Source organism: Cryobacterium psychrotolerans (genome assembly GCF_900101115.1).
Classification (GTDB): Bacteria; Actinomycetota; Actinomycetes; order Actinomycetales; family Microbacteriaceae; genus Cryobacterium; species Cryobacterium psychrotolerans.
In genome coordinates this window covers 19564-32846 of record NZ_FNFU01000004.1, presented here as the reverse complement: position 1 = coordinate 32846, position 13283 = coordinate 19564, and the positions used below count along the sequence as shown (strand labels likewise).

At 68.9% G+C, this 13283-nt stretch carries 12 protein-coding genes and 1 tRNA gene; 9 read left to right on the top strand and 4 right to left on the bottom strand.

Annotated features, from left to right (window positions below; all coding sequences use genetic code 11):
- Positions 1–74: 74 nt before the first annotated feature.
- Genes BLQ39_RS04855 through BLQ39_RS04845 form a run of 3 tightly spaced genes read right to left on the bottom strand, consistent with a single transcriptional unit; the run spans position 75 to position 3921 of the window.
- Positions 75–1715 (bottom strand): DNA repair helicase XPB, encoded by a 1641-nt coding sequence (locus tag BLQ39_RS04855; RefSeq protein WP_092322180.1) that lies wholly within the window; start codon positions 1713–1715, stop codon positions 75–77.
- 45 nt (positions 1716–1760) lie between these two features.
- On the bottom strand, positions 1761–3641 hold the full coding sequence (locus tag BLQ39_RS04850) for a helicase-associated domain-containing protein (protein WP_092322178.1): 1881 nt from the start codon (positions 3639–3641) through the stop codon (positions 1761–1763).
- 4 nt (positions 3642–3645) lie between these two features.
- Positions 3646–3921, bottom strand: coding sequence for a multidrug ABC transporter ATPase (locus BLQ39_RS04845; RefSeq protein WP_134574550.1), 276 nt, complete (start codon positions 3919–3921; stop codon positions 3646–3648).
- A 113-nt stretch (positions 3922–4034) separates the two neighbouring features.
- Here BLQ39_RS04845 and BLQ39_RS04840 point away from each other — a divergent pair, with 113 nt between their 5' ends.
- Together BLQ39_RS04840 and BLQ39_RS04835 are read left to right on the top strand one after the other, a co-directional pair.
- The gene (locus tag BLQ39_RS04840; protein WP_092322175.1) at positions 4035–4415 is read left to right on the top strand and encodes a cold-shock protein; all 381 of its coding nucleotides are present in this window, start codon (positions 4035–4037) and stop codon (positions 4413–4415) included.
- Entirely contained in the window at positions 4408–5016 is a 609-nt protein-coding gene (locus BLQ39_RS04835) for a DUF3027 domain-containing protein (protein WP_092322173.1), read from the top strand. The genes BLQ39_RS04840 and BLQ39_RS04835 overlap by 8 nt, the downstream gene beginning before the upstream one ends.
- A gap of 101 nt (positions 5017–5117) precedes the next feature.
- Here BLQ39_RS04835 and serC read toward each other — a convergent pair whose 3' ends face one another.
- The gene (gene serC / locus BLQ39_RS04830; RefSeq protein WP_092322172.1) at positions 5118–6236 is read right to left on the bottom strand and encodes a phosphoserine transaminase; all 1119 of its coding nucleotides are present in this window, start codon (positions 6234–6236) and stop codon (positions 5118–5120) included.
- A gap of 73 nt (positions 6237–6309) precedes the next feature.
- Here serC and BLQ39_RS04825 point away from each other — a divergent pair, with 73 nt between their 5' ends.
- The 7 genes from BLQ39_RS04825 to BLQ39_RS04795 all read left to right on the top strand — a co-directional run bounded on the left by BLQ39_RS04825 (position 6310) and on the right by BLQ39_RS04795 (position 13245).
- Entirely contained in the window at positions 6310–7017 is a 708-nt protein-coding gene (locus BLQ39_RS04825) for an iron-dependent transcriptional repressor DtxR (RefSeq protein ID WP_092322170.1), read from the top strand.
- Positions 7018–7408: 391 nt separating this feature from the next.
- Positions 7409–8098 (top strand): C40 family peptidase, encoded by a 690-nt coding sequence (locus tag BLQ39_RS04820; RefSeq protein WP_092322169.1) that lies wholly within the window; start codon positions 7409–7411, stop codon positions 8096–8098.
- Positions 8099–8434: 336 nt separating this feature from the next.
- The gene (locus tag BLQ39_RS04815; protein ID WP_092322167.1) at positions 8435–8932 is read left to right on the top strand and encodes an HNH endonuclease; all 498 of its coding nucleotides are present in this window, start codon (positions 8435–8437) and stop codon (positions 8930–8932) included.
- Between the two features lie 109 nt (positions 8933–9041).
- Positions 9042–9998: a CHAP domain-containing protein gene (locus BLQ39_RS04810; protein WP_092322166.1), complete on the top strand. Its 957-nt coding sequence runs from the start codon at positions 9042–9044 to the stop codon at positions 9996–9998.
- 46 nt (positions 9999–10044) lie between these two features.
- Positions 10045–10116 (top strand) — tRNA-Arg (locus BLQ39_RS04805).
- Between the two features lie 75 nt (positions 10117–10191).
- Complete coding sequence (locus BLQ39_RS04800; protein ID WP_092322164.1) at positions 10192–11982, top strand: acyl-CoA dehydrogenase; 1791 nt, start codon at positions 10192–10194, stop codon at positions 11980–11982.
- 246 nt (positions 11983–12228) lie between these two features.
- Entirely contained in the window at positions 12229–13245 is a 1017-nt protein-coding gene (locus BLQ39_RS04795; protein WP_092322163.1) for a magnesium and cobalt transport protein CorA, read from the top strand.
- Positions 13246–13283: the final 38 nt, after the last annotated feature.

Genomic DNA, 13283 nt, shown 5'->3' with positions numbered 1-13283 from the left:
CTACCCTTCCCCGCGAAACCGCAGTCGTGCGCGTTAAAACGCGCTCATAACGCGCACAACTGCGGTTTCGCGAGTCAGGCGGCGAGGTTGTGGGAGTCCAGGATCGTGTAGCTGTAACCCTGCTCGGCGAGGAAACGCTGGCGGTTCTGGGCGAAGTCCTGGTCGACGGTGTCGCGCGCGACGAGGGTGTAGAAGTTCGCCGACAGGCCGGACTCCTTCGGCCGGAGCAGGCGGCCGAGGCGCTGGGCCTCCTCCTGCCGGGAGCCGAAGGACCCGGAGACCTGGATCGCGACCGTGGCCTCGGGCAGGTCGACCGAGAAGTTCGCGACCTTCGAGACGACGAGCACGTTCTCCTCGCCGACCCGGAAGGCCTGGTAGAGCCGCTCGCGTTCGTCGATGGGGGTCGCGCCGGTGAGCTTCGGGGCGCCGAGCGCCTCGGCCAGTTCGTCGATCTGGTCGAGGTACTGGCCGATCACGAGGATGCGTTCACCCGGGTGCTTCGCCACCAGCTGCTTGACGACATCCAGCTTCGCCGGCGCGGTCGCGGCCATGCGGTAGCGCTCGTCGTCCGCGGCCGCCGCGTAGCTGAGCCGCTCGGACTGGGGCAGGTCGATCCGCACCTCGTAGCAGGACGCGGGGGAGATGAAGCCCTGGGCCTCGATCTCCTTCCACGGCGCATCGAAGCGCTTGGGACCGATCAGGCTGAACACGTCGCCCTCGCGGCCGTCCTCGCGCACCAGGGTGGCCGTGAGGCCGAGCCGGCGGCGCGCCTGCAGTTCCGCGGTGAGCTTGAACACGGGCGCGGGCAGCAGGTGCACCTCGTCGTAGATCACCAGGCCCCAGTCCATGGCGTCGAGGAGCTCGAGGTGGGCGTACTCGCCCTTCCGCTTCGCGGTGAGGATCTGGTAGGTCGCGATCGTGACCGGCTTGACCTCCTTCACCTGGCCGGAGTACTCGCCGATCTCGTCGGCGGTGAGGGTCGTGCGCTTGAGCAGTTCGTCGCGCCACTGCCGGGCCGAGATCGTGTTGGTGACCAGGATGAGCGTGTTGGTCTGCGCGGTGGCCATTGCCCCGGCTCCCACGAGCGTCTTGCCGGCGCCGCAGGGGAGCACGACCACGCCGGAGCCCCCCTCGAAGAAGTTCGCCACCGCCTTGTTCTGGTAGTCGCGCAGCGCCCAGCCGCTCTGGAGCAGCGCGATCGGATGCGGCGTGCCGGGTGTGTACCCGGCGAGGTCCTCGGCCGGCCAGCCGAGCTTGACGAGCTCCTGCTTGAGCTGCCCGCGGGCCCACGGCTCGACCAGGAACGAATCCGGCGTCGGATGTCCGACCAGCAGGGGCGAAATCCGCTTGGCGCCCGAGATCTCCATCAGCACGGCCTGGTCGTTGCTGCGCAGGATGAGCGCGCCGGCGTCGTCGCGCTCGATCACGAGCCGGCCGTAACGGCCGACGGTCTCGGTGATGTCGACGCTCACGGTCTGCGGAATGGCGAACTTCGAGTATTTCTCCAGCGTGGCCAGCATGTCGGAGGCGTCGTGCCCCGCCGCCCGCGCGTTCCACAACCCGAGGCGGGTGATCCGGTAGGTGTGGATGTGCTCGGGGGCGCGCTCGAGCTCGGCGAACACGGCCAGGTCGTGACGCGCATCCTCCGCGAGGGGATGGGCGACCTCGAGTAAAACCGTGCGGTCGCTTTGGACGATCAGGGGTCCGTCAGACATAACCGGTAATCCTACGCCAGCGCGCGCTGAAAGCCGGGAGCCGACCTACCCGACCGGCGTGATGCTGATGATGCTCGAGAGCGGAAGCGTGCGTTCGATGTCGGCGCGGCGGTCCCGGGCGCGGAAGCGCCCGCCGCCCACGCTCGCCGGCTCGAGCAGGTAATCGACGACGACCCCGCCGGGCATGGCGATGCTCACCGTGACGGTTTGCTTGCCCTTGATGGCCGTGTCCAGCTGGCGGGCGAGCCACGCGTCCCCGGCCATGACCTCCCCGCCGTCACCGGCGCGGAGCTTCTCGACCAGCGCGGCAGCCGGGTCGGTCACGACGACCGGTTGCACGCGGGCGAGCTGGTGGCGGCGCAGGTGCACGATCTCGCCGTCGCTGTCTTCCGCGGCGACCGGGTAGCGCGCGTCGGTGAGCGCCCAGAACACGGTTTCGACGGGGATGCGGCTGGTCAGGCGATTCTCGGTGTCTCGAACGAGCGCGAGCGGCGCGAAGGTCTGATCGACCGCGATGGTGCCCAGCAGCGCGGCGTCGTCCGAGCGGACGTAACTCTGCGTCGGGGACCCGGGGGCGTGGGCACTGCCCACCCGGACGCGGCCGTACCGGTCCGACGATTCCCGGATGAGGTACTCCACCGGCTGCGGGATGCCGCTGAGCGAAACGGCGCGCAGGAAGTCGAGCAGCGAGTCGGCGGTTTCGCCGGCCGCCAGGGCGCGGCTCACCGAGGCCGCCGTGATGCGGTAGCTGGAGGCGAGCTCGCGGCTTTCAACATCGGCCAGGCCGCGGAGCCGCGCGTCGATCGAGGGGGCGAGGGGGCCGGGGGCAACGATCGACAGGTCGTGCTGGAGGTACACCGCGCCGACCTCGGCCGGCAGCGACCTGCCCATGAGTGCGGCGGCCGCGTCGAGGTCGCCGGCCAGGAGGGCCACCCCGGCCGGGCTGGTCATGTGGTGCGCCATGACCCCGATGAGTTCGGCATCGCGAGTGAATTCCCTCACGCGTGCGTCGATCGCGTCGCCGCCGGCCGGGTAGAGCCAGCTGACGAAGGCGTGCAGGCCCGCGCCCCAGGAGAACGAGGGGCGGCGGGCCAGGAGGGTGCGAACATCGGCAGGCAGGGCATCGTGCCAGGCGCGGGCGAGCGCCGCCCAGCGACGGGTGGTGCCCTCGAGCATCCAGGCCTCCCCGGCCTCGGTGCCCAGCCAGTGTCCGTTGGACTGAGCGATGAGTCCGGCTCGGGCGGCGGTCGCGACCAGGGGGGCGACGATCTCGAGGTCCACCGCCATGACCAGGCCGAGCCGTTTGCTGTCCGGAAGCCCCAGCCCGCCGCGGCTGAGTTCACGTGCGGGCTCGCGCGCGAGCTCCGTGACCAGTTCGGCGATCGCGGAGACGGCGGTGAAGGCGCGCTCGGTGGCCAGCCGGTCGGCGAATCGGATGTCGTTCTCCGACGCCGGGGGGAGGGGCGCGGGCTGCGGGGCGGCCGCCAGCTCGGTGGCGCTCGGCAGTCCGTCGGCGGACCAGCGCTGGAGCTGGGCACTGACGGCGTCGTACGGGGCCAGCCGCCCGTCCGAGACGCAGGCGAGCATGAGGCGGTGGAGCTCCGCGGCGCGCGCGGCAACGTCGGCTTCCGCGACGGATGCCCCCGCAAGCACAGTCAATCGGTCAGCGAGCTCCGCGATCGTCGGCCCCGGGGTGGCCGGGTCCGCGGCGGCCAGGCCGCCAGCAAGCTCGCCGGCTACGGCCAGGGCGGCGAGGGTGGCCCGGTCCAGGTGGGCCAGCGCGGCCTGCACGGAGGCCGGGTCGAGCAGGCTCTCGGCCAGGTCGAAGAAGTCCCGGATGCCGGTGGCCGGCACGGAGCGGGCCACGATCGCCAGGCGCAGGGATTCGTCGTCGAGGGACCGGAGACGCGTTGCCAGCGAGAGCATGCCGCTACCGCCTGCTCTGGCGTGCCTCGCGACTGCGGCGAACGCCCGTCAACACCATGAGGGCGACGATGGCCAGGAAACCGGCGGGCAGGCCGTAGTACGGCAGCGTGAAGATGACCGGCCAGATTCCCGAGCTGAAACCGTCGTTGGTTCCGGCTCCGGCCATCGTGCCGAAGATGATGCCCAGAAAGGCGAGGATCGACAGACCCACAACACCCGCGACCATAAATGCCAGGATGCGCTCGATCCGGCTGAAGCTTTGTGCGGTTTGAATGGTCACACCCCAAGGATAGTGGTCGGACCCGACAAAGACGGGGCGGGGACCCGCCGAAGCGAATAGGCTTGGCTCGGATGACGCGCATTTCCGCGCGCCCGGAACCCAGCGAGGTCTAGATGCCTACCGGCAAGGTCAAGTTTTACGACGAAGAGAAGGGTTTTGGCTTCATCAGTTCCGATGACGGCCAGGAGGTCTTCCTGCACGCTTCCGCCCTGCCCTCCGGCGTGACGGTCAAGGCCGGGACGAAGCTCGAATTCGGGATCGCGGACGGCAAACGGGGCGCCCAGGCGCTGTCCGTGCGGGTGCTCGAGTCACCGCCGAGCCTCGCAAAGCTCAGCCGCAAGTCGGCCGACGACATGGCGATCATCGTCGAGGACCTGGTCAAGCTGCTCGACGGGATGGGCGCCAACCTGCGCCGAGGACGCTACCCGGAAAGCTCCCACAGCAAGAAGATCGCGGCCATGCTGCGCAAGGTTGCCGAGGAGCTCGATGCCTGAGCTGGCGGACGAAACCCTGCTCCAGGCCGTTGACGTGGCGCGCGCCGCCCTGATCGAGATCACCCCCGCTGACACCATCGGCGAACCGGTAGGCCACATCGTTGAGGGCGAACACGTCGTGTCGCTCCTCTTCGACTGCCTGATGACCGGTTACCCCGGCTGGCACTGGACCGTCAGCCTGTCTCGCATCGATGGCGATTCCCAGCCCTCCGTGCTCGAGACCGAGCTCATGCCCGGCGGCGAAGCCCTGCTCGCCCCCGAGTGGGTTCCGTGGTCGGACCGGCTGGCCGACCACCGCACCGCACAGGAACTCGCCGAGGCCGAGGCCGCCGCCGAAGCGCTGGACGCCCTCGACGAGTTCGACGTGGAGACGGACGAAGCCGACGCCCTCGATGAGGACGACGAGTTCGAAGACGAGGATGGCGGCGACGACGAACTCGACGGCATCGATTTCGGGGAAGCGCTAGCGGCGTCTCCCCTGAACCCAGGCGAGGCCGCCCAGGCCGAGGCCGAGACCGATGACGGCACACCAGACCCACCATTCGAAGCCGCGAGCGGCGAGTTCGACGCGGAAGACGACCGCGACGACGAGGACGACTAGCCACACCGCCGAACCCGCGAAGAAGGCCGTGCGCGCATCCGTGCGCGCGGGCAGCGGGTCGGGGCGCCGTTCGCTGTCTTTCAGCCAGAGCCGCATCTGGTCTACCGGCCGAGGTGTGCGACGACGTACTCGATCGCCCCGACGAGGCTGCGCACGTCGTCCGGCGCGATCGCCGTGAACGTCGCGAGGCGCAGCTGGTTGCGACCCAGCTTGCGGTACGGGTCGGTGTCGACGACTCCGTTGACACGGAGCGTCCGCGCCACGGCGGCCGCGTCCACCGATTCGTCGAAGTCGATGGTGACGACAACCTGCGAACGGTGATCGGGGTTGGTGACGAACGGCGTCGCGTAGTCGACGCGCTCGGCCCACTCGTACAGCACGGATGACGATTCCCGCGTGCGTGCGGACGCCCAGGCCAGTCCGCCGTTGCCGTTGATCCAGTCGAGCTGGCTCTCCAGCAGCAGGAGGGTGGCCAGTGCGGGGGTGTTCAGCGTCTGGTTGAGCCGCGAGTTGTCGATCGCGTTCTTCAGGCTGAGGAACTCGGGAATGTACCGGCCGCTCGCGGCGATGCGTTCGACCCGTTCGACGGCGGTGGGGGAGAAGAGGGCCAGCCACAGGCCGCCGTCGGAGGCGAGGTTCTTCTGCGGGGCGAAGTAGTAGACATCCGACGCTGCGGCGTCGAAGTCGATGCCGGCGGCGGCGCTCGTGGCGTCGATGACGGTGAGCGCACCGGGGTCGCCGTGCACCCGGGTGACCGGCGCCATGACGCCCGTCGACGTCTCGTTCTGCGGCCAGGCGTACACGTCGACTCCCTCGGTGACCACGAATTCGCTGCGCGAACCGGGAGCCGCCGAGATCACGTCGGGTGCATCGAGGAAGGGGGCAGCCGCGGCAGCGGCGAATTTGCCGCCGAATTCGCCGAAGACGAGGTTCTGGCTGCGCTTGTCGATCAGGGAGAAAGCGGCCGCGTCCCAGAAGGCGGTCGATCCGCCGTTGCCGAGCACGACCTCGTAGCCGTCCGGCGCGCGCAGCAGTTCGCCGAGGCCCGATCGGACGCGACCGACGAGGTCCTTGACCGGCGGCTGGCGATGGGACGTGCCGAGCACCGCCGCTCCCGCGGTGAGCAGGTGCTCGAGTTGTTCCGGCCGGATTTTCGACGGGCCGCAGCCGAATCGACCGTCACTGGGCAGGAGTTCGGAGGGAATTTTCAGATCCGGCATAGGGCGATTCTAGTTGGCCGGGAGGCGACAGGTAGGGTTGTGACGTTGCTGGAGGGCGAGCGGAGGGCTGCGGATGACTGATCTGATCGACACCACCGAGATGTACCTCCGCACGATCCTCGACCTCGAGGAGGAGCAGATCGTGCCGCTCCGGGCACGCATCTCCGAGCGACTCAGCCACTCCGGCCCGACGGTATCGCAGACGATCGCCCGGATGGAGCGCGACGGCCTGGTCATCGTGTCGGGCGACCGCCATCTGGAACTCACGACCGAGGGGCGCAGCAAGGCCGTCCACGTGATGCGCAAGCATCGCCTCGCCGAGCGGCTGCTCAGCGACGTCATCGGGCTCGAGTGGGAGTTCGTCCATGACGAAGCCTGCCGCTGGGAGCATGTGATGAGCGAGCAGGTCGAGCGCAAGATCCTCGAGATCCTCGGCCATCCGACCGAATCCCCCTACGGCAACCCGATCCCAGGCCTCGACGAGCTGGGTGACTCGCCCGCCGTCGCGTTCATGGCCGGAGTGACCAGCCTGGTCGATGTGGTCGCGACGTCCCGCGAGCCCGTGACGGCCGTCATCCGGCGACTGGGCGAACCCGTGCAGTTCGACCCGGAGCTGCTGCGCCAGCTCAAGCAGGCCGGCGTGCTGCCCGGCCGGACCGGCACCTTCCGGGCCGCCGGACAGTACGTTTCCGTGCGGGTCGAGGGGTTCGCTGAGGGGCTCGAACTGCCCCACGAGCTGGCCGTCCACATCTTCGTCGCCACCCCGCCGGCCTCGGCCTGAACCGTGGGGGAGCCACTCCCTCACAGCCGGTTTGTCGTTACCAATTCGTTAAAAATGTGTCGATGAAAGTGACAAACGAGGGATCGTCACGTAGCGTCGGACCTGTCCCGCAGGCCGGAAGTCGGTCGAAGGGCCCGGGTTAAGACGCCTTTCCCTCCCGTCTCTTGACTCGGTACATCACACGCCATGAGCGCAGTGGACGGGACAACTCCCTAGTGTTGTCGAGGCGCCGGAGGTAAAAACTTTGGCTGGTTACGGCATCACACGGTTCCGTCGCGGAACAAATCCGAAACTCAACACGCAGGACCCGCGGGAGGTCTCCCCGCCCGCTCCCGTCCCCCGGCAACCCCGGCCCTCGATCCGGCGGGGGAGCCTCGGCAACATCGTTGTCATGACCCTCGCCGGCGGGCTCGTCGCCACCCTGGCGCTTCCCGCCTATGCGTTCACGCCGGGCAAGGGCGAGATCCGCTACGGGGCGACCGCGGCCACCGAGCTCGCCCGGTCCGGCGCGCAGGCCGTGGAGGTGTCCACGCTGGCGGCAACGACCAGCGTCTCCCGGGACGGCTTCACGGCGACGACGGTGGAGGAGCTGGCGTCCCGCGCCCGGGCCAGGGCCGCGGCAACGGCGGCCAGGGCCGCTGAGGCGCGCCGCAAGGAAGTGGCCAGGCAGATGACCTCGTATGCGGCGTCGTACACCGGCCCGTCGGCCAAGCAGTATCTGGCCGCCCCGGCGCATCCGAACGTCAGCCTGTCCTCGGTCTACAACGTCGCAGCGCAGTACCAGGGCGTCCCCTATGTATACGGAGGATCGACGCCGGCCGGCTTCGACTGCTCCGGGCTTGTGATGTACGTCTACGCGCAGTTCGGTGTGAGCCTGCCGCACTCGTCGGCCGGCCAGGCCGCCGCCGGAACCCGCGTCGCGACCTCCTCCGCCAGGCCCGGCGACCTCGTCGTGATGCCCGGCCACATCGGCTTCTACGCCGGCAACGGCAACATCCTGCACGCCCCATACTCGGGCACCAGGGTGCGGGTCCAGCCCATCTGGACGAGCAACTACTACATCGTCCGCATCGGAACCTGATCCGCGGCCGGCCGCCCCGCCGACCCGCCCTTAGCACATCTGGCGTGCCATATTTTCGTGGAACGCCAGTTGTGCGTTAACCTGAGGGCCTGATGTTCTGCGATTTTCTTTCGGGAGAGCCAATGCGCGAGCTTCGCACAGTCCATGCCATGGATGTGCGCGGACACTCGGTGCTGCGGCACGGCAGTCAAACATGTCCGGGCCACGCCGTGGCTCGTCGGGCGTTGTCCTCGTGACAGCGCTCTTTCTTGTTTGGCTGCACTCTCCTGTTTCGCTGGGCGCCGGAACGTAGTTCGAATGGCTGGAAGCCGTCCAGCCTCCTTCGAAAGGGAGCGCATGCGCACACTGGTCCTCAACGCGGGGTACGAGCCCCTCGCCGTGGTGTCCTTCAAACGGGCACTCGTGCTGGTCATGAATCACAAAGCAACGATCGTCGAGAGCGACCAGGAGCACCCGGTCGTGGCCGCCTCCGGGTTCTGGGAGCGCCCGAGCGTCATCCTGCTCACCCGATACGTGCGCATCCCACGGTCGGTGGCCGTGCCTGTCAGCCGGCGGGGAGTGTTGCGCCGGGACGAGCATCGCTGCGGCTACTGCGGCAAATCGGCCAGCACGATCGACCATGTGCTGCCGCGGTCCCGTGGCGGCCGGGACACCTGGGACAACCTCGTCGCCTGCTGCCTGCGCTGCAACAACGTCAAGGGCGACCACACGCCGGCGGAAATGAACTGGGACCTGCTCTTCGATCCGCGCATGCCGCAGGGGACCACCTGGGTGGTCAGAGGCGTCGAGCGCCCCCTGCCCCAGTGGGACGAGTACCTCGCCCCGGCAGCCTGAGGACGACGCGAAAGTCACGGCAATGTAACGCCCGAGGTGACATTCGGCGCTCGTTCCCATAGTGTGGGGGAGCCAGACGACCTGAACCCGCACTCCGGAGGACCCCCTTTTGCCCCAGCCCGGCCAGACCGGTTCTCCCGAGAACTCCACTGCGACTCCCACGCGCCGCGAACTTCGCGCGCAGCGGGAGGCAGGAGAAACCCCGGAAGTTTCCACCGAGCCGGCCGAGCAGAAGGCCGCCCCGGCCGTCAGCGTGGCCCCGGATGCCGCCCGCGCAGCCGCGCGGCCCATGGCCGCGCAGCCCGTGACCCCAACGCCGGCGGCCACGCGCCCGCCGCCTTCCAAGCGCAACAGCCCCCTGACGGTCGCGGTCACCCTGCTCGCGATTCCCGGACTCTTCCTCACCGCGGCGCTCCCGGCCTACGCGTTCACGCCGGGCGAGGGCCTCGTAGGCGCCCGCACGGCGCACCAGCGAGCGTCGGCGGAAGCGCAGGACGTGACCGTGGCAGCCGGTTCGGCGAGCATCTCGGTCGCCCGCGACGGCTTCAGCGCGACCACCACCGCGCAACTGGCCGAGCGTGAGCGCGCCGCCGCCGCGGCCGCCGCGGAGAAGGCCGCTGACGCGGCCCGCGCGACGACCGCCGCCTACGCCGTCTACGGCATCCGTGCCGACGGTGACGACTACCCCTGGGCGGGCAAGACGAGCGGGCTCTCTCCGCTCGGCTACGTCTACGGACAGTGCGTCGACTTCGTCGCCTGGCGCCTCAACCGCGACGCCGGCGTGACCGGCGGCAACTGGCGCTGGACCTGGAGCAACCTCACCCCCGGCGGCGGAGACGCCTCCCAATGGGCCAACGCCTGGTCCGGCCACGGCTGGGCCACCGGCAACAAGCCCGTCGTCGGAGCGGTCGCCTGGTTCAACTACAACCATGTTGCCTACGTGCAGTCGGTCTCGGCCGGCGGTTCCGTCGTGCTCGAGGAGTACAACTGGATGGGCAGCAGCGCGTACCACACGCGCACCGTCCCGGCCAGCGAGGTGCCGCTCTTCCTGTACCCCCCGACATAGTCGGCGCACACCGGGTTTGGCGCACACCGCTAAACTTGACCGGTCAGCCTCTGTAGCTCAACGGAAGAGCAGTTCCGTCCTAAGGAAACGGTTGGGGGTTCGAATCCCTCCAGGGGCACTTCACCGCCAACAACTTGGATATTTCCTACAACGCCTTACGGCGGATGTTGGAGGCTGGGCTACGCTGACGATCGTGAGCACCTACAGACCTCCCCTGACCGATCTCGCCTTCGTCCTCGAGCATGTCGTGGGTTACCCGGGCGTCGCCCGGTTGCCCGGCTACGAGCATGCCGACCTCGACACCGTGGTCGACCTCCTCGAACAGTGCGGCGATTTCATGGCCAAAGTCGTGGCGCCGACCAACCAGCCGGGCGACGTCGAAGGCGCGCGCCGCCAGCCCGACGGTTCGGTGGTCACGCCGGCCCCGTTCAAGGCGGCCTACCGCCAGTACGTCGACGCCGGATGGGGCTCGGTCCCGTTCCCGGAGGAGTTCGGCGGCGGCGCATTCCCCTGGTCGGTGAACCTCGCGATCCAGGAGATGACGGCATCCGCCAACATGGCCTTCGCGCTCTGCCCGCTGCTCACCCAGGGCGCCATCGACGCGCTCCTGCACTACGGCGACGATGCCCAGAAGCAGCGCTACCTCCCCAAAATGATCAGCGGCGAGTGGACCGGCACGATGAACCTCACCGAGCCGCAGGCCGGGTCGGATGTCGGGGCGCTCGCCACGCGTGCCGCGCCGAACGGTGACGGGACCTTCGCCATCACCGGGCAGAAGATCTTCATCACCTACGGCGAGCACGACCTGGCCGAGCAGATCGTGCACCTCGTGCTGGCCCGCACGCCCGGCGCACCCGCCGGCACCAGGGGCATCTCCTGCTTCATCGTGCCCAAGTTCCTGGTGAACGAGGACGGCTCGCTCGGCGAGCACAATCCGGTCACCTGCCTCTCGATCGAGCACAAGCTCGGCATCCACGGCTCGCCGACCTGCGTGCTCTCCTACGAGGGCGCGACGGGCTACCTCATCGGCGAGGAGAACCTCGGCATGCGGATCATGTTCGTGATGATGAACAGCGCCCGGCTCTCCGTCGGCACCCAGGGCCTCGCCATCGGCGAGCGCGCCTACCAGCAGGCGCTCGACTTCGCCCAGGACCGCAGGCAGGGCCTGGCGATCGGGGCGGAGGGGAAGGACTCGGCGATCATCGAGCATCCCGACGTGCGCCGCCTGCTGATGACCCAGCGGGCCTACCTCGCAGCGCTCCGCCGGATGATGCTCTTCAACGCCGTGCAGATGGACCACGCCAGCCACGACCAGGACGAGCGGGCCGCCGCGCGGGCCGGCGAGGTCGTCGGCCTGCTCACCCCGATCTGCAAGTCGTTCGGCACCGACCTCGGCACCGAGATCACCTCCCTCGCGCTCCAGGTCTACGGCGGCATGGGCTTCATCGAGGAGACCGGAGCCGCGCAGCATTACCGCGACGTGAGGATCACCCCGATCTACGAGGGAACCAACGGCATCCAGGCTGCGGACCTCGTCGGCCGCAAGCTCGGCGTGCGCGGCGGCGCCTCGGCGATGGAGTTCATCGCGACCATGCGCGAGGTCGAGGCGGAGCTGGCGAGCGCCGGCGATGACTTCGACTTGATCCGGATGGAGCTCGGCCGGCAGTTCGACGCCCTCGAAACGGCCACCGCGTGGATGCTTTCCACCGGAAGCACCGACCCGGACTCCGCGCTGTCGGGCTCCACGCCCTACCTGCGCATGTGGGGGCTCTGCGTCGGGGGATGGCTGCTGGCCCGCTCGGCCCTGGCCGGGCCGGCCACCGGCGACGCCGAGATGGCGGAGACCCAGCTCGTGCTCGCCCGCTTCTACGCGGAGCAGCTCCTGCCGCAGTGCGCCGGCCTGCTCGGGGCAGCCACCGCCGGATCCCGAGACCTGTTCGCGCTGGACGCCGGCCGGCTGGCGGGCGCGGTGCGCCGCGGCTGACGCGCGACCGCCGGTCCCCCAAAGAGCTGACTACCGGAGGCGTCGGCGCTGCCGCAGACTATGGAACACGATGCACGCTCCTCGAGCTGCATCGCCGGTTCAGGAGACATTCGGGTTGTCACCCTGGCCAGGAATTGCGAGGGGGGCCAATTCGGGTTTGGCCCCCTTTCGCATGCCCGGCCCGCCCGGCTTGCACCACAGTTCGCCCCGCCCCTGCGACACTGGTACGCGAGCGAAGGAGAACCGATGGCGCTGATCGACAATGCGATCTACGTGGACGGCCGACGGGCGGCGACGCCGGCCTCGCTCGATGAGACCTACGAAGTCCTCAAGGCGAACGCGGGGTTCGCCTGGATCGGCATGTACCGGCCGACCGAGCAGGAAGTGCGCTCCGTCGCCGAGGAGTTCAATCTGCACCACCTGCCGGTCGAGGATGCCTTGAAGGGCCACCAGCGGTCCAAGCTCGAACGCTTCGACGACATCGCCTTCCTCGTGCTGCGCCCGGCGCGGTACATCGACGCGGAGGAGCGGGTCGAGTTCGGCGAAGTGCACCTCTTTGTCGGGCCGGATTTCGTGCTGACCATCCGTCACGCCGAGGCCCCCAACCTCGCGACCGTGCGCCGCCGCATGGAGGAGGACCCGGCGCTCCTGGCCCTCGGGCCCGAGGCCGTGCTCTACGCGATCCTCGACCAGATCGTCGACGAATACGGGCCCGTCGTCGCGGGCCTCGAGAACGACATCGATGAGATCGAGGACCAGCTCTTCACCGGCGACCCCGAGGTGTCCCGCCGCATTTACGCGCTCTCCCGCGAGGTGATCGAGTTCCAGCGGGCGACCCAGCCGCTCGTGGGCATGATGGAGTCCCTGCAGCGCGGGTTCGAGACCCGCAACGTCGACGTGGAAATCCGCCACCACCTGCGCGACGTGCTCGACCACACCATCCGCGTGGTGGAACGGGGAGACTCGTTCCGGGAGCTGCTGTCCAACGCGCTCACCGTGCACAGCACCCTGGTGAACCAGCGGCAGAACGATGAAACCCGCAGCCTCTCCGAGACGAGCCTGGCGCAGAGCGAAGAGGTTAAGAAGATCTCCGGCTGGGCGGCCATCCTGTTCGCGCCCACGCTCATCGGCACGATCTACGGCATGAACTTCCGGCACATGCCCGAACTTCTCTGGGAGTGGGGCTATCCGTTCGCCGTCACCCTGATGGTCGGGATGGGCGTGGGCCTCTACGTCATCTTCAAGAAGCGCAACTGGCTCTGACCATCAGTGATCGAGCGAAACCCGGGGGCGCCTACCCG